Genomic DNA, 26,355 nt, shown 5'->3' with positions numbered 1-26,355 from the left:
GGACATGCAGCAGAGAAATAGCAAGAAACCAGTCATTTTATTAGCGGTGTTAGCCGCCGTCATGTTTGGAATGATTTATCTAGGAATTTCGTTTACTCAAGATAGAGGCAAGGACCAACGAGTGATCAGTACGGAAAATGCTACAGAAAGATTAGATTCACTTTATAAGAGAGTATCAGTTCAAAACGTAGAAGCTAGGAAAGAACCCGTGGCTTTAGAGGAAACAGCTTTGGAAGATACTTTACCGGCTATTGATAAAAGTCCTATAACAGTAGAGAATGCAACAGATAATTACATAGAAATTTTCGCTTCACCAGAGAAAGCAGGTAGTGATAAAGATGGCTGGTTAAATGAAGTAGCAGAGGATTTTAATCATGCAGGCATACAAATTAATGGAAATACTGTATCAGTAAAAGTACGTAATGTAGCCTCAGGTCTAGGCAAAGATTATATTCTCTCTGGTAAATATGTGCCGGATGCGTATACACCTTCTAATGAGTTATGGGGGGATATGCTAAGTGACCAAGGAAGTAAGGTTACCTTGTTTAAAGAAAGATTAGTAGGAAATGTGGCAGGTATTGTTTTAGCTAAAAGTAAAAATGATGAGTTAACTAAGAAATATGGAGCTATTAACTTAAAAACTATAACAGATGCAGTAGCTAATAATGAAATAGCTATGGGATATACGAATCCCTTTGCGAGCTCTACGGGACTTAACTTTTTACTATCTACCCTAAGTACTTTTGATGGTCAGAATCCTCTTAGTGAAACGGCTATTAGTGGATTTGAAAAATTCCAGGAAAACATTCCTTTTGTAGCTTATACAACCTTACAAATGAGAGAATCTGCTAAGACAGGGGCACTAGATGGTTTTATTATGGAATATCAAACTTATATCAATGATGCAGAACTAAAAGATGATTATGTGTTTACGCCGTTTGGGATAAGACACGATAGCCCTATTTATGCTATAGGTGATTTGAGTACAGAAAAACAAGCTATTTTAAGGGAGTTTGTTCATTTTGCAAGTTCCGAAACTTATGCAGCAAAAGCAGTTGAATACGGCTTTAATGGGTTAGATGAGTATAAATCAGAAATGCAGAGTGTAGCTAAGCAGCAGATTACAAAGGCACAAAAGCTATGGAAGGAAAAGAAGAACGGTACTAAGAAAATATCAGCTGTATTTGTAGCGGACATCTCTGGCAGCATGGATGGGGAGCCACTTAATAATTTAAAGAAATCACTTATAACAGGCGCTGAATATATAGGAAAAGACAATTCAATTGGTTTAGTGACTTACTCGGACGATGTGAATATTAATTTGCCAATAGGAAAATTTGACCTTAATCAACGTTCTTTATTTACTGGTGCAGTCATGGATCTTGAAGCAAGTGGCGGTACAGCTACCTTTGATGGCATGATTGTAGCACTAAAAATGTTAATGGAAGAAAAAGCAGCGAATCCCGATGCCAAGCTGATGTTGTTTGTTTTAAGTGATGGAGAAACTAACAGAGGACATTCACTTAATGACATAGAGGGGATTTTAAGAACCCTTAAAATCCCTGTATATACCATTGGTTATAATGCCAATATATCAGCACTTAACAATATTTCCAGTATTAATGAAGCGGCAAGTATTAATGCAGAGTCAGATGACGTCATTTACAAGCTGGCTAGTTTATTTAATGCGCAGATGTAGAGCAGTCAGGAGCAATGTGGTAAAGAACGCTTTTAGTAAAAAGTAATAGAAATAAGATTAGTATAAGCCAGCTGGGAGGAAAATGAGATGGATTTTTCTATGGAAGTAGTGGATGGTAAGGCAGTTGAAGAGGAGATTATAGAGCAGATTAAGCCTGAGCCTCAAGAGGTTGTGGCTCTAAAGAATATAGCAAACCAAAATGTAGCTAATCTTGTGAAGATAGACATGACTTCATTAGAGGAGAGAAGTACTGTTTTAAAAGGCATAGAGGAGTTTGGACTAGAGACCATTAGAAAGTCCTCCGAGAAAAATAGCTTATTACAAGTGCCTATTAAGGATTTATCTAAGCTTGGTGGAGAAGGCAGTGAAGTTGCTGAAGGGTTAGTAGCTTTGCAACATGAAATGAAGAATTTAGATCCTAGCTTAATTGATTTTACTAAAACCGGGTTTTTAGGTAAGTTTTTTAACCCTATTAGGACTTATTTTGAAAAATATCAAAAAGCAGATAGTGTGATTAATGATATTGTTGCTTCTCTAGAACGAGGGAAAAATACTTTGAAGAATGATAATACCACGCTAGAAATAGAAGAAGTAGCCCTTCGGGATTTAACCAAGAAGCTAGCTAAAGAAATAGAGATGGGAAGCTTTATGGATGAAGCTATTTCACAGGAAGTGGATAAGGCTAGGGCGGCTAATGAGGATGCTGATAAAATAAGATTTATTTCAGAAGAGGTGCTGTTCCCACTGAGACAACGGATTATGGATATGCAACAAATGATTATTGTTAATCAGCAGGGGATTATGGCCATAGAAGTGATTCGAAGAAATAATAAGGAGCTTATTAGAGGGGTAGAGCGTGCGAAGAATGTAACGATTTCAGCGCTTAGAATTGCCACTATGGTAGCTAGTGCCCTTTATAATCAAAAGATTGTACTTAAGAAAATAGAAATGCTTAATGAAACCACCAATCAATTAATTAGTGGCACTGCTAATATGTTGAAGCAGCAAGGAGCAGATATTCATAAACAATCTATGGAAGCTAATGTTTCTGTAGAGACTTTAAAAAGTGCTTTTTCAGATACAATGGCGGCCTTAGAAGCGATTAGTACGTATAAACAAGAAGCCTTACCTAAGATGAAAGAGACCATAGCAGAGTTTAGAGAACTAGCAGAAAAGGGAGAGAAGGAGATACAAAAATTAGAAAAGAATGTTCAGCTAGGGAGCGTGCAATAACATATAAGTATGAATATAAAGTAATAAATAAGGTTAGGAATAAAATTTAATTTTGCCCCACTAGATGAGATAAATTTCTCTCTAGTGGGGTTTTATATTGCTGAGTTTTAATAAGCATAAGGATATTAGCTGTAGATTGAAGTTTTATTCAAATAATAAGTGTAGAATTTCAGAGAAAAAGTTGTTATAATATTTAGAAAAAAGTACAAGGAGGTCGCAATGCGAAGATTAGAAACGAAAGATTTTATAATAAAAGCAATTGATGAGATTACATATTTAACAGAAATGTGGAAGCATAGTGTCAATATAGTATTTAACATTGAGATTGATGAAGATGAAGGAAATGAAGAAGTATACATGAACAAACTGACTCAGGTCATAGAAGAAAATCTACCAGAGATTCAAGAACGCCTAGAATGGATCGAAGCTAATCAAGATAAACTAATAGAATGCTTGTTGTCAGAAGGAAATGTTCTAACCACAGTGAGAAATTATATGGGAAATCATCACAAACAAGAATATATTCAAATGGAGAATGGTGTACGACTAAAACTACCTATTTCTTTAGAAGATTTCTTAGCATACGTTTTACATTGTGATGAAATAGGGTTTGGCATAAGTGCTACGGATGATGAGGTAAAAATGGAAATAAGTATGTTCTTTACAGCTAGAGAAAATCTTTTAGGAGGGCATATGTGGGAAATCGTAGTGAGTGGCAATAATGAAATAAGGTCCTTAGGATGCTGCCAATGAGATTTATTATGGTAATACAGTTAGGTGCTGAAGCATAAGCTAGTTGTAGTAGAATAAGCACATGATATATAGAAAAATAAAGAAGCTTTTTAGGGTGTTAGGACTCTGAAAGGCTTCTTTATTTTTTATAATCTTTTTATTTTTCATTTGCAAAGCTATATAATCTCCCTCTATATAAATAGTAAGGATCCATTTGAGTCACTATGGAAATCAAGAAAGAAGGATATTCAAATTAGCAACTTTGTCTCAAAATAATCTTATGAGGAACTGTAACTTCTAATGGTACAGTTCGTTTTGTATTAATTTGATCCATTAAAAGCTTTACTCCTGTTTGCCCCATAAGTTCTGTATAAATTTTTACAGTAGAAAGTTGAGGAAATGTATACTGAGAGGTTGGAATATCGTTACATCCAATTAAAGCTATGTCATTTGGAATGGATAAACCTGCTTCTGTAATAGCTCGGAGTGCACCGATGGCTAAAGTATCACTTGCAGCAAATATACAGGTAGGGAGATTGTTTTCATTTTGTTTAAGGAGATCCTTCATTAGAGCATATCCCTCTTGAAAATTAAATTGGCCTATGCGAACGTAATTTTCATTATAGAGATCGTTAAGCTGTAGATAATTTTTAAAAGTAGTTTCACGTTCATCTACTAATGGGGTAGTATGATCGGATAGAATTTCTCGTCCGCCAATAAACCCAATTTTTGTATGGCCTTTGGAAATAATATGGTTGAGTATATCAGTTGTTATTTTGGTGAAGTCTGCATGCACACAATCATAGTTAGTATTTTCAGGCAGAGAATGAATAAGAACAATAGTTGATGAATAGGGCTCGATTAATTTTAAGTGTTCTTTTGTAAATTTTCCAAGTATGATTAACCCATCGAAAGTATATTGAGAAAGAGCAGAAGGTGATATATCAGTATTAAAAAATTTTTGAAGCATGATGCCTTGGTTATTACATTCTTCCTCAATTCCCATACGAATAGAGATAAAATAGGGATCATTAAGCTCCTGAAGCTCATCAAACCAATGGATGAGTCCAATGCATATTGAAGGAGACTTAGTGGTTGATTCTACACTTTTTTTTGCTTTGGCTGGTTTCTGATAAGAAAGGAGTTCTGCTGTCTCAAAGATTTTTTTCTTAGTTTCATTGGTGACACTAATTGTATCATCATGATTAAGGACTCTGGAGACCGTTGCTGCAGAGACACCTGCCAAAGCAGCAATTTGTCTAATAGTTGCCATACTAACACCTCATTATGTATATCAAAATTATTATTTATAGGAAAGCTAAAACACGCGTTTCAAGACTAGCTTTATTGTAAAAAAAAAAGAGAGGTAAGTCAATCAATTATAAAATGTGTTTACTAAACAAAAAGCACAGTGCAATACAGAATAAAAATCAATAATAAGCAAAAATAAACATAATATTGACCAAGATATAGTTATTAATAACATAATGCATAAAATTTAGTAAAATAATATTGTTTAAATTAAAAACATATGGTAAATTCTAATTAACAGATGAAGTGTTTAGTAAACAAACGAGTGGAGGGATGTAAATGAGTCAGCAAGAAATATGGTTTGTAACAGGAAGCCAACATCTTTACGGAGAAGAAACATTAAAGCAAGTAGCAGTAAATTCTAGAAAAATAGTAGACGCACTAAATAATACTGCAAAAATATCCTTAAAAATAGTGTGTATGGAAACAGTCACTACTTCAGATGAAATATTTGAAGTTTGTAAAGCAGCCAATAATGAGGATAAATGTATAGGCATAATCACATGGATGCATACTTTTTCTCCTTCAAAAATGTGGATTAATGGACTTAAAATTTTAAGAAAGCCTATTTTACATTTACATACACAAGCTAATAGAGATATCCCATGGGAAACAATGAATATGGATTTTATGAACCTTAATCAAGCAGCACATGGAGATAGGGAACATGGATTTATTTATACTAGAATGGGAATAGGACGTAAAGTAGTAGTAGGCTATTACGAAGATACAATAGTACAAGAAAAGATTGGAAGATGGGCGAGAGTTGCACTAGCAGCAGCAACTGCTAAGGAGCTGAAGGTGGTAAGGTTTGGAGATAATATGAGAGAAGTGGCTGTTACTGAAGGCGATAAGGTAGAAGCTCAAATCAAATTTGGTTGGTCTATTAATAGCTATGGGGTAGGAGATCTAGTAACTAGAATAAATGAAGTGACAGATGATCAAATAAATGGCCTTATGGAGGAGTATGAACAGAAATATAATTTTGCACCTGAATGTGACAAGGGAACAGAATTATATGAGCATGTTAGAGAACAGGCGAAAATGGAAATTGCCTTGGAGCAATTTTTGACAGAGGGCAAGTTCCAAGCATTTACAAATACTTTTGAAGATTTATATGGTATGAAACAACTTCCAGGTCTTGCAACACAAAGGTTAATGGAAAAAGGTTATGGCTATGGAGGTGAAGGAGACTGGAAAACAGCAGCACTTACACGTACCATGAAAATAATAGCAGATAATAAAGCAACATCATTCATGGAGGATTACACGTATCATTTTAATCCAGAAAACAAAATGGTATTAGGTGCTCATATGTTAGAAGTATGTCCAACTATAGCCAATGAAAAGCCTCGTATTGAGGTACATCCACTTGGCATCGGTGGAAAGGAAGCACCGGCAAGATTAGTGTTTGATGGAAAAGCTGGAGAAGCAGTATGTGCTTCTCTTATTGATATGGGTGGTAGGATGAGACTTATTATTGCAGAGGTAGAAGCTGTTGAAGTACCTCATAAACTGCCACAGTTACCAGTAGCAAGAACGACTTGGAAGCTTAAGCCTTCTTTAGAGATAGGGGCACAGGCATGGATTTTAGCTGGTGGCGCACATCATACAGTTTTCTCCCATGAGGTGACAGTAGAGGATTTAGTAGATTGGGCAGAGATAATGGATATTGAGTATGTTATTATTAATGAGTCTACTGATATTCTTAGATTGAAACAAGATTTGCGTACGAATGAGTTAATTTGGAAATTAAGGTAAGGGGATAAACATATGCATAAGAAGTATGTTATAGGGATAGATTATGGCAGTGATTCTTGTCGAGGTGTCATTATAGATACAGATAATGGGTATGAGTTAACTAGTGAAGTGTTTTATTATCCTAGGTGGAAGCAAGGTAGATACTGTGATGCCACTAAAAATCAATTTAGACAGCATCCATTAGATTACATAGAAGGACTTAAACATGTGGTTAGAACAACTGTAGATAGAGTAGGAAAAGAAATAGCTAATGATATTGTAGGTATCAGTATTGATACAACAGGTTCAACACCTTGTCCTATTAATGAAGCAGGTGTACCTTTAGCACTTTTACCAGAGTATGCAGATAATCCTAATGCCATGTTCATCTTGTGGAAAGACCATACAGCCGTAAAAGAAGCAGCCCAAATTAATGAAGTAGCTAAGACTTGGGAAGGAACCTCTTATACCAAGTATATAGGAGGCGTATATTCTTCAGAGTGGTTTTTTGCTAAAATTCTCAGAACGTTAAGAGTGGATGAAGCTGTAAGGAAAGCTGCTTATAGCTGGGTAGAGCATTGTGATTGGATTCCTGCACTTTTAACCGGTGTTAAATCAGCTAAAGAAATTAAAAGGTCTAGGTGTGCAGCAGGGCATAAGGCTATGTGGCACAAAGAATTTGGCGGGCTTCCAAGTGAAGCATTTCTAGTAAGCATAGATCCTCTTTTAAGTGGATTAAGGGAAAGATTATTTGAGGAAACCTATACAGCAGATGAAGTGGCGGGTACTTTAACGGCTGAGTGGGCAAGTGCACTTGGATTATCAGAAGCAGTAAAGGTAGGGATAGGAGCATTTGATTGCCATATGGGAGCTGTAGGAGGAGGTATAAAACCTAAAGCATTAGTAAAAGTAATGGGTACTTCTACATGTGACATTTTAATAGAGGATGCCCAAATAGTAGGAGAAAAACTTGTTGAAGGCATCTGCGGGCAAGTAGATGGTTCTGTTATTAAAGGTATGATAGGAATGGAAGCAGGTCAATCAGCTTTTGGGGATATTTATGCTTGGTATAAAAACATACTGACTTGGCCATTAAAATGGATACCAGAGGCTTATAAGCAAGAAGTAGAAGCTAAGATACTTTATGAACTAGAGCAAGAAGCAGAGCAAGTTGATCCATTAACTAGTGGTGTACTTGCAGTTGACTGGATGAATGGCCGCAGAACGCCTTATGCCAATCAAAGTTTAAAGGGTGCTATTACGGGTATTAGTCTAGGAAGTAATGCCCCTATGCTTTACCGAAGTCTGATTGAAGCAACAGCTTATGGTGCAAAAGCAATTGTAGAATGTTTTAGAGCAAGCGGCATAGAAATTAACGAGGTGATAGCAATTGGGGGTGTTGCTAAAAAATCACCTCTTAATATGCAAATTGTAGCAAATGTACTTGATATGCCTATTAAGGTAGCTAAGTCAGAGCAATCAGTAGCAGTTGGTGCAGCTATTTTTGCTGCAGTTGTTGGTGGAGTTTATGAAACGGTGGAAGAAGCCCAGGCAAATATGGCAAGTGAGATAGAAAAGGTATATATGCCAGAAGCAGAAAAAGTAGATCTCTATCAAGAACTTTATAAAAAATACCTTAAAGTAGGAAAAATGCTTGAAGCTAACCAATGGAATTAGCATAGAAGGAAGGAGGCCTATTATGTTAGAAGCATTAAAGCAGGAAGTATGGGAAGCAAACATGGAATTACCTAAAAGAGGGCTTGTTGTTTATACATGGGGAAATGTGAGTGGCATTGATAGAGAGTCAGGACTTGTTGTTATTAAACCCAGTGGAGTAGCATATGAAGACCTAAAGGTAGAGGATATGGTCATAGTAGATTTACAAGGAAAAGTAGTAGAAGGAAGCTATAAACCATCCTCAGATACACCTACACATATAGAGCTTTATAAAGCTTTTGCAGAGGTGGGAGGGATTGTACATACACATTCATCTATGGCAGTAAGCTTTGCTCAAGCAGGACGTAGTGTGGTAGCTATGGGAACTACACATGCTGATTATTTTTATGGAACGATTCCTTGTACAAGAGATTTGACCAAGGAGGAAATTGAAGCATCCTATGAAGCGCAAACAGGAAAGGTGATTGTGGAAACCTTTAAGGGAATTGAACCCTTGCATATTCCAGCAGTATTAGTCAAAGAACATGGCCCCTTTACCTGGGGGAAAAATGCTATGGAAGCTGTCTATCATTCAGTAGTACTAGAAGAAGTATGTAAGATGGCTTGGCAAACTACTTTGCTAAATCATACAAGCGTTGGGATGCAGCACGATTTATTAGATAAGCATTTTCTGAGAAAGCATGGCGCACAGGCTTATTATGGCCAAAACTAATGGATTACATTCAGCGTGCTATTTAGAATAGAGACTTATAGAGTGACCAATTAACGAAGAGAGGATGTGCAGTATGTTTAAGTTGTATATTAATCCTAATATTAAGAAGGGACATATTAATAAAGAAATTTATGGGCATTTTTCAGAGCATTTGGGAAGATGTATTTACGAAGGTATTTATGTAGGTGAGGACTCTACGATACCTCATATCAATGGCATGCGAAAAGATGTAGTTGAAGCATTAAAGGAAATGGGTATTCCAGTACTGCGTTGGCCAGGTGGATGCTTTGCAGATGAATATCACTGGAAAGATGGAATAGGTCCTAAAGAAAATAGGAAAAAGATGATTAACACTCATTGGGGTGGCGTAGTAGAAGACAATAGTTTTGGAACACACGAGTTTATGGAGTTATGTGAGCAACTTGGTTGTGATGCATATATTAGTGGCAATCTGGGAAGTGGCACTGTTCAAGAAATGAGTGAATGGATAGAATATCTCACTTTCGACGGGGTATCACCTATGGCTAATCTAAGAGCAGAAAATGGCCATTCAAAACCATGGCGAGTTAAGTATTTTGGTGTAGGAAATGAGAACTGGGGCTGTGGTGGCAATATGACACCAGAAGGCTATGCCAATATGTATAGGCGCTATCAGACTTACATAAGAGATTATAATAATGAACAGAAAATTAATAAAATCTGTTGTGGTCCCAACAGTGATGATTATGCATGGACTAAAACGGTGTTAAAAACTTGCTTTGAGAATACGCCAAAGCACTTAAATGGGCACATGAATGGTTTATCCTTACATTACTATACAGTACCAGGTTCATGGGAACATAAAGGAAGTGCTACTAAGTTTGATGAGGAAGAATGGTATAAAACACTTAATAAAACGCTATATATGGAAGAGCTAGTGAAACGCCATAGCACGATAATGGATGAATATGATCCACAGAAAAAAATTGGGCTTATAGTAGATGAATGGGGCACATGGTTTGATGTAGAACCAGGTACAAATCCAGGCTTTTTATATCAACAAAATACAATGAGAGATGCCTTGGTAGCAGGAATTAATTTAAATATTTTTAATAAGCACTGTGATCGTATTAAAATGGCTAATATTGCTCAAATAGTGAATGTACTTCAATCTGTTATTTTAACAGAAGGAGAAAAGATGTTATTAACACCAACTTATTATGTATTTTATTTATACAAGAATCATCAAGAGGCCACACTTGTAGATAGTTATATAGAGACAACTATGATTGGAAAGGAAGATCACCAAGTTCCTAATTTACATGAATCTGTTTCCGTAGATAAAAATGGCGTAGTTAATATAACTATTAATAATTTATCTGTTAATGAGTCTTATGAAGTAGAAAGCCATTTTACAGATTGGAATATACAACAAGTCAAAGCTACAGTCTTAACAGCAAGAATGGATGACTATAATAGTTTTGACCAGCCAGAGAAGGTGCAACCTACTGAATTTAAAGATTTTAGTGTGGTAGATCAAAAGCTCAAGTTTACAATACCAGCATGTAGTGTATTACATTTTGAGATTAAATAGATGAGAGAGTGTAAACGTTGTTTGATAAGAGACCTAGATGAAAGGTTGGACTATGAAAATATGTTTACCTATATTAAACAGTTAGATAAAGAAATTAAAACAGAAGAGATTCTTTATGAAAGCAGGCTTGCAATATGTAAACAATGTCAGTCTCTCATCAATGGTATGTGCAAGCATTGTGGTTGCTTTGTTGAAATGCGAGCAGCTGTGCAAAGTAATTATTGTCCTTATAAAAAATGGTAAGATTAGAAAAATAGCTTATGTCTCATATGTATGGGGCATAAGCTATTTTGGTATGGATGAAAGGGCATGACTTTTTAATGAAACTGACCAACTTGTGAAGGAGAGTATCCTTTAATATCCTTAAAGAGTTTGCTGAAGTAGTAGATATCATCAAAACCACACTTTAAGGCAGTAGCTGTAATAGTAAACTCACCACTTAAGAGTAGATTTTCAGCATGGTTAATTTTGATTTGATTGATATATCTTTTGACACAGTAGCCGGTACATTGCTTAAATAAGTTACCAAAGTAAACGGGATTAAGTCCGACTAATTCAGCCAGTAGTTCTACTGACAGTTTATCAGTATAATGCTGAGCAATATAAGAGATAACCTTCCTGATACGGGGGTCTATAAAGGTTAAATCATTGCGATAATAAAGGAGAGAAAGTAGTCTATATAAAATGCCAGTAAAGAGCGTACGTGAATGAAGTATGTATCCAGGCTTTTTCTCTAACCAAGCTACATTAAGCTCCTGATAAAAGTGAATAAGAGAGTCAAGAATGCCAATATGCGAAACAATGGGGAATGGCAAAGAGACTTCGTTATGTTCAAAGTCATGAAGTAGAAAATTAACAGGATAACACATCATGGGATTATGAGGATTAGTGGTAGCAGAACGCAGACTATGTTGAGGAATACAAAGTAAATCTCCAGCTTTGACATGATAGGTCTTATGATTAATAACATAATCGGCTTCTCCACTATAAATATAAGTCATGTCGATGAAATCAATACGGCTCTCTTCTATAATCCAGTCAGGATTACATTGCCTAGAAATGAAATAGCAAATGGTAACGATAAGATTATCATAATTAGGTAAACTCTGATTCATTAGATTCTCCTTTAATAAAACTTGAAAAATTACAAATGCTATGTAGTTTATACATGGCGTTTATACTACTCGTATTATAAAATGAGCATATAAAAAATACAAATACATTTTTCGAAATTTAATAATCAATAAGAAAGAGGAAGCGTATGATGAATGGTAACGAGAAAAGTAAAATGTATCACTGCTGGCTGGACTATCAACTACATAAAAAGCAATCAAAAGAATGGATTTATGGCAATCAAATTTACTGCGCAGAGGACCTATTAAAGGAAGGGGTAATTCAATCAGCCATTGATGAACTAAAATTGTTTTTTCTGCAACACTTTGACTTAAGTATGGACGTAGTAACCAAAAAGCCAGTACAAGCACATATCGCCTTAGACGTTGCAGAGACTTATGGATTAAAGGAAGGCGCTTATGAAATGGTCGCAGAAGACAATCAGCTTCTTATCCATGCAAGTAGTTGTAACGGGATTTTATATGGTGCATTTGGATTGATACAAGTTATTAAAAGGCAAATACCTGTTCAAGGACTAAAGATTAAAGAAGAACCCACTAATAAAATAAGAATGATTAACCACTGGGATAATAGTGACGGTAGTATTGAAAGAGGTTATGCAGGAAAGTCTATCTTTTATCATAACAATGAAATCATACAAGACATGGGTAGGATTAAAGACTATGCTAGGTTATTAGCTTCTGTAGGTATTAATAGTATTTGTATCAATAATGTAAACGTTCATCATTATGAGACTCAATTTATTACAGACATTTATTTAAAGGATATTGCACGTATTGCTAAGGTGTTTGAAGCTTATGGTATTCGTCTGTTCCTGAGTATTAATTTTGCAGCGCCTATTAGTCTTGATCATTTAGAAAATGCAGATCCTTTAAATACAGAGGTCAGAGAGTGGTGGAGAAAAACAGCCGAGCACATTTATAAGGTAATTCCCAATCTAGGTGGATTTTTAGTGAAAGCAGACTCAGAAAATAGGCCTGGACCGTTTACTTATGGACGTACTCATGCAGAAGGAGCCAATATGCTAGCAGATGCTGTAAGACCTTATGGAGGGCTTGTTATATGGCGATGCTTTGTTTATAACTGCCATGTGGATTGGCGAGATAGGACAACAGATAGAGCTAGAGCGGCATATGATCATTTCATAGATTTAGATGGCCAATTTAATGATAATGTAATTTTGCAAATTAAGAATGGTCCTATGGATTTCCAAATTAGAGAACCATTATCGCCATTATTTGGAGGACTTAAAAATACTAATCAAATTTTAGAATTTCAAATCACACAAGAATATACAGGACAACAAAAGCATATTTGCTTTTTGGTACCTATGTGGAAAGAATGCCTGGATTTTGATACTTATGCAAAAGGAGAAAATAGCAGGATTAAAGATATTGTAAGTGGCAATTTATTTGGTAATAAAGAAACAGGCATAGCAGGTGTTGTGAATATTGGAGACAGTGAGTGCTGGAGCGGAAATCCTATGGCAGCTGCTAATTTATATGGTTTTGGTAGACTATGTTGGAATCCTCATTTATCTTCCAAAGAAATTGCGGATGAATGGATTAGTCTTACATTAGGATTAGATAAAAAAGTTCATGAGGTAGTCAGTAAAATACTTTTAACGTCTAGAAAAACTTATGAAGATTATACTGAACCTTTAGGTATAGGCTGGATGGTTAATGTAGGCCATCACTATGGTCCTAATATTGAAGGCTATGAATATTCACCTTGGGGAACTTATCATTATGCAGACTACAAAGGTATAGGTGTTGATCGTACTTCGAAAACAGGAACAGGTTATGTCAATCAGTATCTAGAACCCAATAGGAGTTTGTACGAAGATATTAAAACTTGCCCAGAAGAGCTTCTTTTATTTTTCCATCATGTGTCTTATGACTATCAGCTAAAAGATGGAAGGACACTATTACAATATATATATGATGTTCACTTTGAAGGTGTAGAGCAAGTAAGAAGTTATCAAAAAGCATGGGAAAGCCTAGATGGAAGTATAGACCGAGATTTTTATAATGCAGTGAGCAAAGGCTTAGAAGTTCAGCTAAAGGACGCTAAAGAATGGCGGGATGTGGTCAATACTTACTTTTACAGAAGAACAGGTATAGGGGATAGTAAAAATAGAAAAATTTATGAGTAGTAGAAGCTTGTAAGGAGGTGTAAAGATGGAAGAAGTATTTATGAACAAAGCAGGGCAGCTAGTAGCACAAATGGATTTATTAGAAAAAGCCTCTATGCTCAGATATGATTCTCCTGCCATTAAAAGATTGGGAGTGCCAGCTTATAATTGGTGGAGTGAGGCTTTGCATGGAGTTGCTAGAGCAGGTGTAGCAACAGTGTTTCCACAAGCTATAGGTATGGCAGCTATGTTTGATGAAGAATATCTCTATGAAATAGCAGATATTATCGCGACAGAGGCTAGAGCTAAGTATAATGAATTTGCTAAAAAAGAAGATAGAGATATTTATAAGGGAATGACCTTATGGGCACCTAACATTAATATATTTAGAGATCCAAGATGGGGAAGAGGACATGAAACGTATGGTGAAGACCCTTATTTAACATCACGCTTAGGGGTTGCTTTTATTCATGGCTTACAAGGAGATGAAAATCATCACTATTGGAAAGCTGCAGCATGTGCTAAGCACTTTGCAGTTCACTCAGGGCCAGAAGAAGAGAGACATCACTTTGATGCAGTTGTTTCTAAAAAAGATTTGTATGAAACTTATTTACCTGCTTTTGAAGCAGCAGTTACTAAGGGGAAAGTAGCAGGAATGATGGGAGCTTATAACCGTGTCAATGGAGAGCCTGCCTGTGGAAGTAAGGTTTTACTACAAGATATTTTAAAGGAAGAATGGGGCTTTGATGGTTATGTTGTCTCAGATTGCTGGGCTATTCGTGATTTTCATACAGAACATATGGTAACACATACGGCTACAGAATCTGCAGCATTAGCTATTAATAATGGCTGCCAGTTAAATTGTGGTAATACCTATTTACATATGCTACAAGCTTATAAAGAAGGACTTGTAACAGAAGAAAACGTTACAAAATCAGCGCAGAAGCTTATGGCAATTCGTATGAAATTAGGATTGTTTGATGAAAACTGTGAGTATAATAAAATTCCATATGAAGTCAATGATTGTAAAGTTCATCGTGACATTGCCTTAGATGTAGCTAGAAGGAGTATGGTACTGCTTAAAAATAATGGTATTTTACCACTTAATTTAAAACAAACAAAAGCTATTGGTGTTATTGGCCCTACAGCCAATAGTCGTACGGTTTTACAAGGTAATTATTTTGGGACAGCTTCTAGATATACTACTTTTTTAGAGGGGATTCAAGATTATGTTGGAGATGCAGCAAGAGTTTATTATGCAGAGGGATGTCATTTATTTAAAAACAGCATATCTGGTTTGTCCTGGGAAAATGATAGATTATCAGAAGCCCTTATAGTAGCAGAACAAAGTGATGTTATTATTCTCTGTCTTGGTTTAGATGCAAGTATAGAAGGAGAACAAGGCGATACGGGAAATGCCTTTGCCGCAGGCGACAAAAGTGATTTGAACCTAATTGGAAGACAACAATTGCTTTTAGAAGAAGTACTAAAAATAGGTAAACCAACTATTCTTATTTTAAGTAGTGGTAGTGCCATGGCTATTCATACAGCCCAAGAATACTGTGAGGCAATTCTAGAAACTTGGTACCCAGGTCAATCAGGTGGTAAGGCACTAGCACAGCTTTTATTTGGAGAGTATTCTCCTAGTGGCAAATTACCAATAACCTTTTATAAAACCACAGAAGAATTACCGGATTTTAGAGACTACAGTATGGCTGGGCGGACGTATCGTTATATGAAAAATGAGGCGCTATATCCTTTTGGTTATGGTCTTAACTATGCCAAGGTAGAAGTGAAAGATGCAGTCATAAAAGAGAGAAATATAGAAAATGAAATCATCTATGAAATACAGCTTCAAGTCACTAATCAATCAGAAGTTTGTACTTATGATGTAGTGCAGGTTTATATTAAAGATATGGAATCTAGATGGGCCGTTCCTAATTACAGCTTATGTGCTTACAAATCTATTTATTTAGCTGCATATGATGAACCTCAAATAACGCTTCAAATAAAACAAAGAGCCTTTGAAATCGTTGATGAAGAGGGTAAACGTTATATAGATAGTCATCATTTTAAGCTATTTATTGGCACAAGTGGACCAGATAAGAGAAGTGTTGAATTAACAGGAAGAAGGCCTATTATTAAGGAGATTTATTTGTAAGAGAGATTAAGGAGGAATTTGCAAGATGGAAATGACATTAAGATGGTTTGGCAATGGATTTGACAGTGTATCACTAAAGCAAATTAAACAGATTCCAGGTGTTACAGGGATTATCTCTACTTTATACGATACAAAGCCTGGAGAAGTATGGCAGCTAGATCGTATAAAAAAACTAAAAGCAGAGATTGAAGCAGAAGGTCTTAACCTTTCGGGAATAGAAAGTGTCAATATTCACGACGCTATTAAAGCCGGGAGTAAAGAAAGAGACGAATACATAGATAACTATATTCAATCTTTGTCCGCATTAGGTGAAGCAGATATCCATATGGTATGTTATAACTTTATGCCTGTATTTGACTGGACACGATCAGACTTAGCTAAAAGAAGATTAGATGGTTCTACTGTACTAGCGTATAATCAAAAAATAATTGATGCCATTGATCCAGATAAAATGTTTAGTAGTATGGAGCATAAATCCAATGGTTTTATTATGCCAGGTTGGGAACCAGAACGTTTAGCTCAAATTAAAGAGCTCTTTACTTTATATGCAGAGATTGATGAAAAAAAACTATTTGATAACTTTGTTTACTTCTTAAAAGCCATCATGCCTACTTGTGAAAAATATGAGATTAAGATGGCTATACATCCAGATGACCCAGCATGGCCAGTATTTAACTTGCCACGCATTATTACGAATAAAGAACAAATTCTACGGTTCTTAAAAGCGGTTGATAATCCTTATAATGGACTTACTTTATGTACTGGTTCACTAGGTTCTAATCCTCAAAATGATATACCTGACATTATTAGAAGTATTAAAGGTAGAATACATTTTGCCCATGTTAGAAACTTAAAGCATGAGAGTCCAGGTGTATTTGAAGAAGCTGCCCATTTATCTAAGGATGGTTCTATGGATATGTATGAAGTGATGAAAGCCTTATATGATACAGGGTTTGATGGACCCATCAGACCGGATCATGGAAGAATGATATGGGGAGAAGTTGCTATGCCGGGGTATGGTTTGTATGACCGTGCATTAGGAGCATGCTACTTGAATGGTTTATGGGAAGCTATTACAAAATCAGTGAGCTAAAGGAGGCGAGAAGGGTGAAACTGAATCAAGAATTAGTCACAACACTAAAATCACAAAAAGAGATAAGATGTTTTAATTATGATAGAAAAAAGATAAAAACAGCTACTTTAGCAGCACCTATATGGCTGCATTTTGGGGCAGGCAATATTTTTAGAGGCTTTATAGCAACACTGCAAAATCAGCTTTTAGAAGACGGAAAAAGTGACAAAGGTATTATAGTCGTTGAAACGTATGACACAGGGATTATTGATCTTGCTTATAAACCTTATGATGATTTAAATGTTTCAGTAACTCTCAAAAGAGATGGAAGTGTTAATAAGGAGATTATAGGAAGTGTTATAGAGTCAGTAAAGTCAGATAAAGAAGGATGGCAACGCCTAATACACTTTTTTGAGGAAGACTCTTTGCAAATGGTGACTTTTACTATTACAGAAAAAGGATATAGTGTCTCTAGTTATGAAACAGATTTTGAAAGAGAGCCAGAAGCAAGTGAGAGTTTAATGGGCCAATTAACTTATTTGTGCTACTGCAGATATAAGAAAGGAGGTAAGCCGATTGCGGTAGTGAGCTTAGATAATTGTTCACAGAATGGGAAGAAGTTACAAGAGGCAGTTTGCAAATTTGCAGAAGAATGGATTAAAAGAGGCAAGATGGATGCAGCATTTAAAACTTATTTGCAAGATCCTAAGAGGGTGTCATTTCCTTGGTCTATGATAGATAAAATTACGCCTCAACCTAACAAAAAGGTTCAAGAAATGCTTATAAAAGCGGGTTTTGAAGAAATGCCCATTATTAAAACGAGTAAAAATACATGGGTTGCTCCCTTTGTGAATGCAGAAGAAATTCAGTATTTAGTGATAGAAGATAGTTTCCCAAATGGTAGACCATGCCTAGAAGATGCAGGTGTTATTTTTACAACAAGAGAAGAAGTAGAACGCACTGAAAAGATGAAAGTATGTACTTGCTTGAATCCATTACATACAGCATTAGCTATATTTGGATGCTTATTAGACTATAAAACTATTGATGAAGCAGTAGGTAATCCATTACTCCTCCAACTGATTGAAAAGATTGGTTATGAAGAAGGGTTACCAGTTGTAACGAGTCCAGCCATGGTTAATCCCTATCATTTTATCAAGGAAGTCATAGAAATCAGACTACCTAATCCGTTTATTTTAGATAGTCCATGGCGTATTATTGCAGATACTTCGCTGAAAATGCCTATACGGTTTGGGGAGACACTTAAGGCTTATAAAAGGCAGGGGGAGAATAAGATAGAACAATTAACATACATTCCTCTAGTCATTGCTGGTTGGTGTCGCTACTTATTAGGCATTAATGATGCTGGAAAAGCATATGAAGTAGGTCCTGACCCAAGAGGGGCTATTTTACAGAAGGCATTAGAAGGTTTATACTTAGGTAAGAATGAAAATATAAGTTTAAAACTAGCACCTATTTTGTCAGATGAAAGTTTATTTGGGGTGAATTTATATGAGGTAGGATTAGGTACTAAAGTAGAACATTATTTTGCAGAGCTTACAGCAGATAAAAATGTCATACAAAAAGTACTAGATAAATATTTAATGCAATAATTAAATAGATCACTTTTAAAAGGAGAGATAGAGATGTGCTTAGAATTTTTATACCCTGAGGCAAAGAAGAAAGCAATAACTTTTAGCTATGACGATGGTCAAGTATATGATGAGCGACTAATTGACATTTTTAACAAGTATCATATGAAAGCAACCTTTCATTTAAATTCAGGAACCTTAAATAAAGAAGGTTATGTGAAAAGTAATGCTTTAAAAGAACTATATAAGGGGCATGAAGTAGCATGTCATGGAAAGAATCATAAATATTTAGGACAGTTAACAAAAGAACAACTCATTAATGAAATTTGGGAAGATAGAAAGAATCTTGAAGGCTATATAGAACAGCCAGTAGTAGGAATGTCTTATGCCTTTGGTGAGTATTCAATGGGCATTAAGCAAACGTTAGCACAATTAGGAATTAAGTATTCTAGAACAGTTGAGTCTACACAGGGTTTTGGCATTCCAGGTGATTTCATGTGCTGGCATCCTACATGTCATCATAATGACTCTATTATGGAGAAAGCAGATGTCTTTCTAAATATGCCAGAGTATATGAAAATGCCACTTTTTTATATATGGGGACATAGTTTTGAGTTTGCTAGAGAAAACAATTGGAGTGTCATAGAAAAATTCTGTGAGAGAATAAGTTTTAAGGAAGATGTATGGTATGCTACCAACCTAGAAATTGAACACTATATTAATGCTATGCGCCATGTTACAGTAAGTACAGATGAAAAGATGTACATCAACAATGCGGATATTTCCATCTGGGCAGAGTATGAAGGACAAGTGATAGAACTAAAACCGGGATATACTAAACTTTGAAAAAAGGCTGTATAGAAGAGGAGTTGTAGTATATTACTAATAATTAGTAGGTATTTATTATACAATTTGTGAGGTTGAGGAAACCAGGATTTGTTAATAAAATTAAAGAAGGATAAGAGCATTTATATCATATTAACAACTATTGGTTTTAACTAGTTTATTATCCTTAAAATTATATAAAATAGAGGAGAATGAATATGACGATTTTAGTGACTGGAGGGGCAGGATATACTGGTTCTCATGTATGTATAGAACTTTTAAAGCAAGGGTATGAAGTTATTGTAGTAGATAATTTCTTAACATCTGATGTTAATCGATTATATCATATTCAGGAACAGGCACAAGATAAGATAAAGTTTTATGCAATGGACTTAGGCAATAAGGAATTAGTAGAACGTATTTTTAGAGAAAATGAAATAGAAGGCATTATTCATTTTGCGGGTATTAAATGTACAGGAGAATATACAAATAAACCGATAGATTATTATTATACCAATCTAACTAGTACTTTAGTATTATGTCAGGTGATGGCAGAACATAATGTAAAAAAAATGTTGTTTAGCTCTTCAGAAGGATTTTATGAAGACAATGGAAGAAACACGACTACCTTTGGAAGTGCAAAGAAAATGATAGAAAGAATACTCCAAGAAATTTATAAAGTTGATGCTGATTGGGGAATCAAAATTATTAGATATCTAAAAGAAGAAGATCATGTTTATACTCAAAATGATATTCATGTGAATGATATGTGTAAGATATACATAGATGCATTTAAAGCAATAAAACAAGGAAAGTTTGAGACTTATGAGTTAGAAATTAATAATAAAGTTATTTCTACTCATAAGATAGAAGACTATAAAGGTTATTGATAGGATAAGATCAAATAAAGACTTATATAATAAAGGAAGCTTGTCATTAATGACAAGCTTCCTTTATTATATAAGAAATATTTATTTTATATAATGATATTAATGATACAAACAAGATTAATATTCTAATTGACAGGCAGTACCTATTACTTCAAAGTCTAAAGCATCAATGGTATGTCCAGTAAGAGCCTTAGTACGAGTATCAGGCTGTCCACCACCAATGTAAAGTGTAAATTTACCAGGTTCTATCCAACATTCACCATCATCATTAATAAGTGCTAAATCTCTAGGTTTAATCACATAGGAGAATTCTTTTGATTCACCAGGTGCTAATCTAGCGATGCCCATTCCCTTAAGAGCATAATGAGGAACTGTTGTACTTGCGTTTAAATCTTTGATATAAATTTGAATGCTTTCATGAATTGGATAGTTTCCTGCATTAGTAACCGTGGTCGTAACAGTGAGCTCTTCATTCGTAGCTAATTTAGTTTTACTTAAGTGACTATTACTATAATTGATATGAGTATAAGTTAAGCCGTATCCAAATGGATATAAAGCAGGAGAATTCATATAGCGATAAGTTCTATTGGTCATAGAATAATCTTCAAATGCAGGAAGTTCATCTGTTGAGTTATAAAATGTAATAGGTAATTTTCCAGAAGGAGAAGACTCACCAAATAGTAATTCTGCAATGACTTTACCACCACGAGCACCTATGTACCAAGTCTGTAAAATAGCATTAACATTTTCATCAGCCCACTTAACAGCTAAAGCACTGCCGGAGGAAAGAAGGAGAATAACTGGCTTGCCTACAGCATGTACAGCTTCTAGTAATTCTTGCTGATTACCAGGTAGGTTAAGGTCAAATTTATCACCACTTGCATATTCATTACCAGCATCACCTTGTTCACCTTCGATAGTAGCGTCTAAACCTAAGCACATGACAACGACATCAGCCATTTCTGCTGCTAAGATAGCTTCAGCAAAACGGTCTTTACTTTCTGCTAAGGACTCTACTTTATCTTTATAAAGGTGAGTACCTTGAGCATAATATACTCTTACATCATCACCTACATAATTTTTAATACCTTCAAGTGGGGTAATATATTCAGAAGAAGTACCTACATAGTTTCCAATAAGGCCATCTCTTGAATTGGCATTAGGGCCAATAACAGCAATAGACTTAAGGTTTTCTTTCTTTAAAGGAAGTAGGCCATCATTTTTGAGAAGAACAACACTTCGTTTAGCTACCTCTAAGGAAAGATTAATATGTTCTTTGCATTCCACAAGCTCATAAGGTGTATCTTCATATGGGGAAGGATAATCTTCAAGCATACCTAATCGAATGCGTGTATCTAAAAGTCTAATAACGGCTTGGTCAATAGCTTCTTCAGTTACTAAGCCTTGCTCATAAGCAGCATATAAATGCAGAAAAGCACTACCACAGTTTAAATCACATCCATTATTAACAGCCATAGCAGCAGATTCAACTACAGTAGAAGTAACATGATGATGCTCATGGAAGTCTAGAATTGCCCAACAGTCAGAGACAACATGTCCTTTAAAGTCCCAATCATCACGCAAAATATCTTGGAGAAGCGTTTTACTACCACAAGCAGGTTCTCCATTAACTCTATTATAAGCACCCATAACAGCTTCTACTTGGCCTTCTTGAACACATCTTTTAAAAGCATAAAGGTAGGTATCATATAAATCTTTTTTGTTTACAACAGCATCAAAGCTATGGCGAATACCTTCAGGACCGCTATGTACAGCAAAATGTTTAGCGCAAGCTGTTGTTTTAAGATGTTCTCTATCCTCGCCTTGAAGCCCTTTAATATAAGCAATACCAAGTCTAGAGGTTAAATAAGGATCTTCACCAAAGGTTTCATGGCCACGTCCCCATCTTGGGTCTCTAAAAATATTAATATTTGGGGCCCAGAAAGTAATGCCTTTGTAAATATCACGATCTCCTTTTTTAGAAAAAGCATTAAATTTGGCACGTCCTTCAGTAGACACGATATCTGCTACTTGGTGAAGTAAGTTTTCATCAAAGGTTGCAGCCATACCAATAGCTTGGGGAAACATAGTAGCAATGCCTGCACGTGCTACACCATGTAGAGCTTCATTCCACCAATTATAAGCAGGAATGCCAAGGCGTTCTATAGCTGGAGATTGATAAAGCATTTGTGTTATTTTTTCTTGTATAGTCATTTGTGAAACTAATTTTTGTGCATGCAATAAGGTATTATGAATCATGATGGGTATGGCCTCCTTTAAATAAATAAAATAATAAGTAAACTAAATTTTTAATTATATATAAATGTTAATACAGTTTGTGAAAGTCGTCAATGAAATAATAAAAAACTTTTTAAAAGAAATATAAAAAGATTTTTATTATTAGAATATATAGGTATTTAAGGGCAATGGTTGTGATTATATTTTACAAATAATTACTATACAAAGTAAAAGAAAGTATTTAAAATATAATCAGATATTAAATGCTAAGGTTTTGTAGTGTTGAACTGTCGGTAGTCTAAATGAACCATGAATAGGAGAATCGGATGAAAAAACAAAAGTATTTATCTCATATAGAACAGATAAACACAGTATTAAGTATTTTAGAGCATAGGTTAGACAAAGTAGGATGGCTTAGAATAGCTACTTTTTTACTAGGGATAGTTAGCATTATAGCAGGTTTTGAACTTAAAAATAATTTTTATTATATGATTGGGATTTTACTTATATTAGGTTTTATAGGTTTGGTAAAACATTATAATAAGTTAAAAAACCAAAAGCAATATGAAACAGCTAAAAAAGAAGTGGTAGAAGGTTATGTAAAACGTCTAGGACAAGAGTGGTTAGATTTTAAAGAGGAGGGAAAAGATTATATTACTCAAGATATTCCTAGAACCAAGGATTTAGATTTATTAGGTAAAGGTTCTTTATTTCAGTATATTTGTGTTGGACATACACCTTATGGGAAAGAAGCGCTAGCAAAAGCATTAGTTGAGGGCGCTCAACATGAACAAATCTCTAGAAGGCAAGAAGCTATTAAAGAGCTACTTAATGATGAAGCATTTGCCTTGCATCTTCAGACTTTAAGCCAGATGATTGGGAAGAACGAAGAGGGGATAGAAATTCAAACAATGGAAGCTTTTGTAGAGCTAGCTGAAGGGGAAGACAAGAAGCAGAGTATAGTAATGAAGGGCTTAGCGCTAGTACTCCCCTTTATTGTACTTTTCTCTAGTGTTTTAATTGGGATTCATAGACAAACACCAATTACTAATTTGTTAGGAAGTCTTGGTATACTGGTTCAGATAGGATTAGGTGCCTTTTACTATAGGAAGCATCATATGGTATTTGAGCCCATTATTAAGTTTAGCCAAAACATAAAGGCCTATGAAGCCTTTCTCTATGCTATAGAAAACAAAGAGTTTAAGTGTGATTATTTAAAAGACCTGCAAAAAAGCTTACGTGACCAAGGTGGTCCAAAGAAGGCCTTAAAGGGACTTAAACAATTAACAGAAGCCTTAAAAGTAAGGTTTAATGGACTAGGTTATATGATTGTAGCAAGTACTTTAATGTGGGATTTTCATTGTATGGATATTTACTATATGTGGCATAAACAATATGGTAAATCAGTCCGTCGTTGGTTAAAGGTGATGGGGGAAATGGAAGCCCTCCTAAGCCTAGCTGTCATTGGTGAAGTAAAAGAAGATTATGTTTTCCCACAGGTAGAAGAAACCAAAGAGCCTTTTGTAAATTTTTCACAGTTAAAACACCCATTGATACAAGAACAAACAGCGGTAGGCAATGCATTAGAGTTAAAAAATGCTACCTGTATTATTACAGGTTCCAATATGTCAGGGAAAACTACTTTTCTAAGGACAATAGGTGTTAACCTAGCTTTAGCTTATGCAGGGGCACCTGTATTAGCAACTAGCTTTGAAGCCGCACGCATGGAGGTACTCACTTCAATGCGTATTGAAGATAATGTCAATGAAGGTATTTCAACTTTTTATGCTGAACTCTTACGCATTAAACAAATGATCACATTAGCAGAATTAAAGCAGCCGATGCTTGTATTAATAGATGAGATTTTTAAGGGAACGAATTCAGCTGATCGTATATTAGGTGCTACAGAAACCATTCATGCTTTAGAAAAACCATGGATTACGGTCATGGTAAGCACTCATGATTTTGAACTATGTGAACTTGAAAATAGTAGCAAAAGAGAATCTTATAACTATCACTTTACAGAGCATTATAAAGACAATGAGATACAGTTTGACTATCAACTTCAAAAGGGTCGTTGTAAGACCACTAACGCCAAGTATTTACTGAGAATGGTAGGAATTATAAAATAGGTAAATAAGAACCCTAGTTAATAATGCTAATTTGGTATTTAACTAGGGTTCCATTGTTTATAAGGAGTTGGATAGGTATAATAAAAGTAAGAAAACTCTCATTTTTAGGCATTAGAAGAGAGGCTAAGTGACTCACCTTAATATATGATAAAAAGGAGCTGAAAAAATGGAATGGATACAATGCTTAAACCGTGCTATGAAGTATATTGAAGAGCATTTAGAAGATGAAATAAAGTATGAAGAGGTGGCTAAGTTAGCTTGCTGTTCAACTTACCATTTTCAAAGAATGTTTACTTATATGGCAAATGTGCCACTTTCAGAATACATACGACGTAGGCGAATGACTATGGCAGCAGTAAGATTGCAAAGTACAGATATAAAGATTGTGGATCTTGCTCTTATTTATGGCTATGAATCTCCTACAGCTTTTAATCGTGCTTTTCAAAGCATCCATGATGTGACACCCTCTAAGGCAAGACAAGAGGGCATTAGTTTAAAGGCTTATCCTCCTATCAGCTTTAGTTTATCTATTAAGGGAGATGTAGCAATGAATTACAGAATCGAAAAGAAAGAAGCTTTTAGAATTATAGGGATTTCTGCTCCATTACATCAAGACATAGAAAAGAATTTCGAAGTAGTACCGATGATGTGGCAAAAGGCCGCAATGAGCGGCACTATAGAAAAGTTAGCAGCAATGATGAATGGAGAACCTAAAGGCATACTAGGGGTAAGTGCATGTAATGAAAGAGAACAGTGGAAGTATTTTATTGCAGCAGCAAGTCATGAGCCTTTAGATGAATCACTAGAAGAATTCACAGTGCCTCCAGCAACCTGGGCCATTTTTTATGGAGAAGGGACTATGCCAGAGGCAGTGCAGGAATTAGAAAGAAGGATTGTGACAGAGTGGCTACCTACTTCAGGCTATGAATATGGAAACGCACCAGATATAGAAGTTTACCTTTCACCAGACCCACAAAATACAAAGTTTGAAGTTTGGATTCCAGTCATGAAAAAGGAGGATAACTAGTGGTTCATTTAGTATACTGCGATGATAAGGAAAAGGTATTAGAAAAAATAGTAGAAGGTTCAAAGACAATGATTATAAGAGCAGCAGCAGGACGAAAAATACCCCATAGTAGAGTGTTTGAAGGAGAAAAACTTTACTTCATGAAAAAGGGAACAGGTAAAATCACGGCAATGGCAACTGTAGAATCTGTACAAAACTATATTAAGCTAACAGAAGAAGAGATTAATAGTACACTTGAAAACAATCAGCCCCAGCTCAATTTATCCAAAAAACAACAAGAACGATGGCACAAAAAATGTATGTGTTTAGTGGCATTTACAGGTACCCGAGAAATAGAACCTTTAGCATTTGACCATCAAGGGAATATGGATGATTGGCTAATTATTGAGAAGATTGAAGATGTCGTTGTAGGAACAAGCATTCCTTATAATTATGAAAAGTCAAGATTTTAATTCATTTTAATCGTTCGTTGC

The 26,355-nt window shown here is 35.3% G+C and carries 20 protein-coding genes and 1 tRNA gene; 17 read left to right on the top strand and 4 right to left on the bottom strand.

Annotation, left to right across the window (positions count from 1 at the left end; genetic code table 11):
• Window positions 1-4: 4 nt before the first annotated feature.
• From QTL86_RS14890 to QTL86_RS14880, 3 genes are all read left to right on the top strand, one after another.
• Window positions 5-1,699 carry a vWA domain-containing protein gene (locus QTL86_RS14890; RefSeq protein WP_127065574.1) on the top strand — a complete coding sequence of 565 codons (1,695 nt, stop codon included), beginning with the start codon at window positions 5-7 and terminating at the stop codon, window positions 1,697-1,699.
• 87 nt (window positions 1,700-1,786) lie between these two features.
• Window positions 1,787-2,932, top strand: a complete 1,146-nt coding sequence (locus QTL86_RS14885; protein WP_410495271.1) for a toxic anion resistance protein — start codon at window positions 1,787-1,789, stop codon at window positions 2,930-2,932.
• 219 nt (window positions 2,933-3,151) lie between these two features.
• Entirely contained in the window at window positions 3,152-3,685 is a 534-nt protein-coding gene (locus QTL86_RS14880) for a hypothetical protein (protein ID WP_127065576.1), read from the top strand.
• Between the two features lie 232 nt (window positions 3,686-3,917).
• On the opposite strand, the gene QTL86_RS14875 is transcribed toward QTL86_RS14880, so the two are convergent.
• Window positions 3,918-4,937 (bottom strand): LacI family DNA-binding transcriptional regulator, encoded by a 1,020-nt coding sequence (locus QTL86_RS14875; protein WP_127065577.1) that lies wholly within the window; start codon window positions 4,935-4,937, stop codon window positions 3,918-3,920.
• Window positions 4,938-5,254: 317 nt separating this feature from the next.
• Between QTL86_RS14875 and araA the strand changes: the two genes are divergently transcribed.
• On the top strand, window positions 5,255-6,736 hold the full coding sequence (gene araA, locus QTL86_RS14870; protein ID WP_127065578.1) for an L-arabinose isomerase: 1,482 nt from the start codon (window positions 5,255-5,257) through the stop codon (window positions 6,734-6,736).
• Window positions 6,737-6,748: 12 nt separating this feature from the next.
• Window positions 6,749-8,392, top strand: coding sequence for a ribulokinase (locus QTL86_RS14865; protein WP_127065579.1), 1,644 nt, complete (start codon window positions 6,749-6,751; stop codon window positions 8,390-8,392).
• Window positions 8,393-8,859: 467 nt separating this feature from the next.
• On the opposite strand, the gene QTL86_RS14860 is transcribed toward QTL86_RS14865, so the two are convergent.
• Window positions 8,860-8,945: transfer RNA gene (locus tag QTL86_RS14860), tRNA-OTHER, on the bottom strand.
• Between QTL86_RS14860 and QTL86_RS14855 the strand changes: the two genes are divergently transcribed.
• The 3 genes from QTL86_RS14855 (at window position 8,946) to QTL86_RS14845 (ending at window position 10,920) form a co-directional block, all read left to right on the top strand.
• Window positions 8,946-9,104 carry a hypothetical protein gene (locus QTL86_RS14855; protein ID WP_190283502.1) on the top strand — a complete coding sequence of 53 codons (159 nt, stop codon included), beginning with the start codon at window positions 8,946-8,948 and terminating at the stop codon, window positions 9,102-9,104.
• Window positions 9,105-9,177: 73 nt separating this feature from the next.
• Entirely contained in the window at window positions 9,178-10,677 is a 1,500-nt protein-coding gene (locus tag QTL86_RS14850; protein ID WP_410495269.1) for an alpha-N-arabinofuranosidase, read from the top strand.
• Window positions 10,678-10,920 (top strand): DUF6171 family protein, encoded by a 243-nt coding sequence (locus QTL86_RS14845; protein ID WP_013655593.1) that lies wholly within the window; start codon window positions 10,678-10,680, stop codon window positions 10,918-10,920.
• A 74-nt stretch (window positions 10,921-10,994) separates the two neighbouring features.
• Here the strand turns inward: QTL86_RS14845 and QTL86_RS14840 are convergent, their stop codons facing one another.
• The gene (locus QTL86_RS14840) at window positions 10,995-11,792 is read right to left on the bottom strand and encodes a helix-turn-helix domain-containing protein (protein WP_127065582.1); all 798 of its coding nucleotides are present in this window, start codon (window positions 11,790-11,792) and stop codon (window positions 10,995-10,997) included.
• Window positions 11,793-11,938: 146 nt separating this feature from the next.
• Here QTL86_RS14840 and QTL86_RS14835 point away from each other — a divergent pair, with 146 nt between their 5' ends.
• The 6 genes from QTL86_RS14835 to QTL86_RS14810 all read left to right on the top strand — a co-directional run bounded on the left by QTL86_RS14835 (window position 11,939) and on the right by QTL86_RS14810 (window position 20,485).
• On the top strand, window positions 11,939-13,966 hold the full coding sequence (locus QTL86_RS14835; RefSeq protein WP_410495268.1) for an alpha-glucuronidase: 2,028 nt from the start codon (window positions 11,939-11,941) through the stop codon (window positions 13,964-13,966).
• Between the two features lie 25 nt (window positions 13,967-13,991).
• Complete coding sequence (locus QTL86_RS14830) at window positions 13,992-16,106, top strand: glycoside hydrolase family 3 protein (protein ID WP_127065583.1); 2,115 nt, start codon at window positions 13,992-13,994, stop codon at window positions 16,104-16,106.
• A gap of 25 nt (window positions 16,107-16,131) precedes the next feature.
• On the top strand, window positions 16,132-17,199 hold the full coding sequence (gene uxuA / locus QTL86_RS14825) for a mannonate dehydratase (RefSeq protein ID WP_127065584.1): 1,068 nt from the start codon (window positions 16,132-16,134) through the stop codon (window positions 17,197-17,199).
• 14 nt (window positions 17,200-17,213) lie between these two features.
• Window positions 17,214-18,791, top strand: a complete 1,578-nt coding sequence (locus QTL86_RS14820) for a mannitol dehydrogenase family protein (protein WP_127065585.1) — start codon at window positions 17,214-17,216, stop codon at window positions 18,789-18,791.
• 33 nt (window positions 18,792-18,824) lie between these two features.
• Window positions 18,825-19,616 carry a polysaccharide deacetylase family protein gene (locus tag QTL86_RS14815; protein ID WP_410495266.1) on the top strand — a complete coding sequence of 264 codons (792 nt, stop codon included), beginning with the start codon at window positions 18,825-18,827 and terminating at the stop codon, window positions 19,614-19,616.
• 197 nt (window positions 19,617-19,813) lie between these two features.
• Window positions 19,814-20,485, top strand: a complete 672-nt coding sequence (locus tag QTL86_RS14810) for an SDR family NAD(P)-dependent oxidoreductase (RefSeq protein ID WP_190283503.1) — start codon at window positions 19,814-19,816, stop codon at window positions 20,483-20,485.
• Window positions 20,486-20,602: 117 nt separating this feature from the next.
• On the opposite strand, the gene QTL86_RS14805 is transcribed toward QTL86_RS14810, so the two are convergent.
• Window positions 20,603-22,744: a glycoside hydrolase family 3 C-terminal domain-containing protein gene (locus QTL86_RS14805; RefSeq protein WP_410495264.1), complete on the bottom strand. Its 2,142-nt coding sequence runs from the start codon at window positions 22,742-22,744 to the stop codon at window positions 20,603-20,605.
• A 305-nt stretch (window positions 22,745-23,049) separates the two neighbouring features.
• Between QTL86_RS14805 and QTL86_RS14800 the strand changes: the two genes are divergently transcribed.
• The 3 genes from QTL86_RS14800 (at window position 23,050) to QTL86_RS14790 (ending at window position 26,334) form a co-directional block, all read left to right on the top strand.
• On the top strand, window positions 23,050-24,855 hold the full coding sequence (locus QTL86_RS14800; protein ID WP_410495263.1) for a MutS-related protein: 1,806 nt from the start codon (window positions 23,050-23,052) through the stop codon (window positions 24,853-24,855).
• Between the two features lie 166 nt (window positions 24,856-25,021).
• Entirely contained in the window at window positions 25,022-25,882 is an 861-nt protein-coding gene (locus QTL86_RS14795) for an AraC family transcriptional regulator (protein ID WP_127065590.1), read from the top strand.
• Window positions 25,882-26,334, top strand: coding sequence for a hypothetical protein (locus QTL86_RS14790; protein ID WP_013655603.1), 453 nt, complete (start codon window positions 25,882-25,884; stop codon window positions 26,332-26,334). Before QTL86_RS14795 ends, QTL86_RS14790 begins: the two co-directional genes overlap by 1 nt.
• The last annotated feature ends 21 nt before the right edge of the window (window positions 26,335-26,355 follow it).

It is taken from the genome of Cellulosilyticum sp. ST5 (genome assembly GCF_046529625.1).
Lineage (GTDB): Bacteria > Bacillota > Clostridia > Lachnospirales > Cellulosilyticaceae > Cellulosilyticum > Cellulosilyticum lentocellum.
The sequence above is the reverse complement of the archived record's forward strand: the minus strand, read 5'-3'. Positions and strand labels throughout refer to the sequence as shown.

Excerpts from the sequence above, each read along its gene's own strand:
- QTL86_RS14890 (WP_127065574.1), top strand. The coding sequence starts at position 5 with ATGCAGCAGAGAAATAGCAAGAAACCAGTCATTTTATTAGCGGTGTTA.
- QTL86_RS14885 (WP_410495271.1), top strand. The coding sequence starts at position 1,787 with ATGGATTTTTCTATGGAAGTAGTGGATGGTAAGGCAGTTGAAGAGGAG.
- QTL86_RS14880 (WP_127065576.1), top strand. The coding sequence starts at position 3,152 with ATGCGAAGATTAGAAACGAAAGATTTTATAATAAAAGCAATTGATGAG.
- QTL86_RS14875 (WP_127065577.1), bottom strand. The coding sequence starts at position 4,937 with ATGGCAACTATTAGACAAATTGCTGCTTTGGCAGGTGTCTCTGCAGCA.
- araA (WP_127065578.1), top strand. The coding sequence starts at position 5,255 with ATGAGTCAGCAAGAAATATGGTTTGTAACAGGAAGCCAACATCTTTAC.
- QTL86_RS14865 (WP_127065579.1), top strand. The coding sequence starts at position 6,749 with ATGCATAAGAAGTATGTTATAGGGATAGATTATGGCAGTGATTCTTGT.
- QTL86_RS14855 (WP_190283502.1), top strand. The coding sequence starts at position 8,946 with ATGGAAGCTGTCTATCATTCAGTAGTACTAGAAGAAGTATGTAAGATG.
- QTL86_RS14850 (WP_410495269.1), top strand. The coding sequence starts at position 9,178 with ATGTTTAAGTTGTATATTAATCCTAATATTAAGAAGGGACATATTAAT.
- QTL86_RS14845 (WP_013655593.1), top strand. The coding sequence starts at position 10,678 with ATGAGAGAGTGTAAACGTTGTTTGATAAGAGACCTAGATGAAAGGTTG.
- QTL86_RS14840 (WP_127065582.1), bottom strand. The coding sequence starts at position 11,792 with ATGAATCAGAGTTTACCTAATTATGATAATCTTATCGTTACCATTTGC.
- QTL86_RS14835 (WP_410495268.1), top strand. The coding sequence starts at position 11,939 with ATGATGAATGGTAACGAGAAAAGTAAAATGTATCACTGCTGGCTGGAC.
- QTL86_RS14830 (WP_127065583.1), top strand. The coding sequence starts at position 13,992 with ATGGAAGAAGTATTTATGAACAAAGCAGGGCAGCTAGTAGCACAAATG.
- uxuA (WP_127065584.1), top strand. The coding sequence starts at position 16,132 with ATGGAAATGACATTAAGATGGTTTGGCAATGGATTTGACAGTGTATCA.
- QTL86_RS14815 (WP_410495266.1), top strand. The coding sequence starts at position 18,825 with ATGTGCTTAGAATTTTTATACCCTGAGGCAAAGAAGAAAGCAATAACT.
- QTL86_RS14810 (WP_190283503.1), top strand. The coding sequence starts at position 19,814 with ATGACGATTTTAGTGACTGGAGGGGCAGGATATACTGGTTCTCATGTA.
- QTL86_RS14805 (WP_410495264.1), bottom strand. The coding sequence starts at position 22,744 with ATGATTCATAATACCTTATTGCATGCACAAAAATTAGTTTCACAAATG.
- QTL86_RS14800 (WP_410495263.1), top strand. The coding sequence starts at position 23,050 with ATGAAAAAACAAAAGTATTTATCTCATATAGAACAGATAAACACAGTA.
- QTL86_RS14795 (WP_127065590.1), top strand. The coding sequence starts at position 25,022 with ATGGAATGGATACAATGCTTAAACCGTGCTATGAAGTATATTGAAGAG.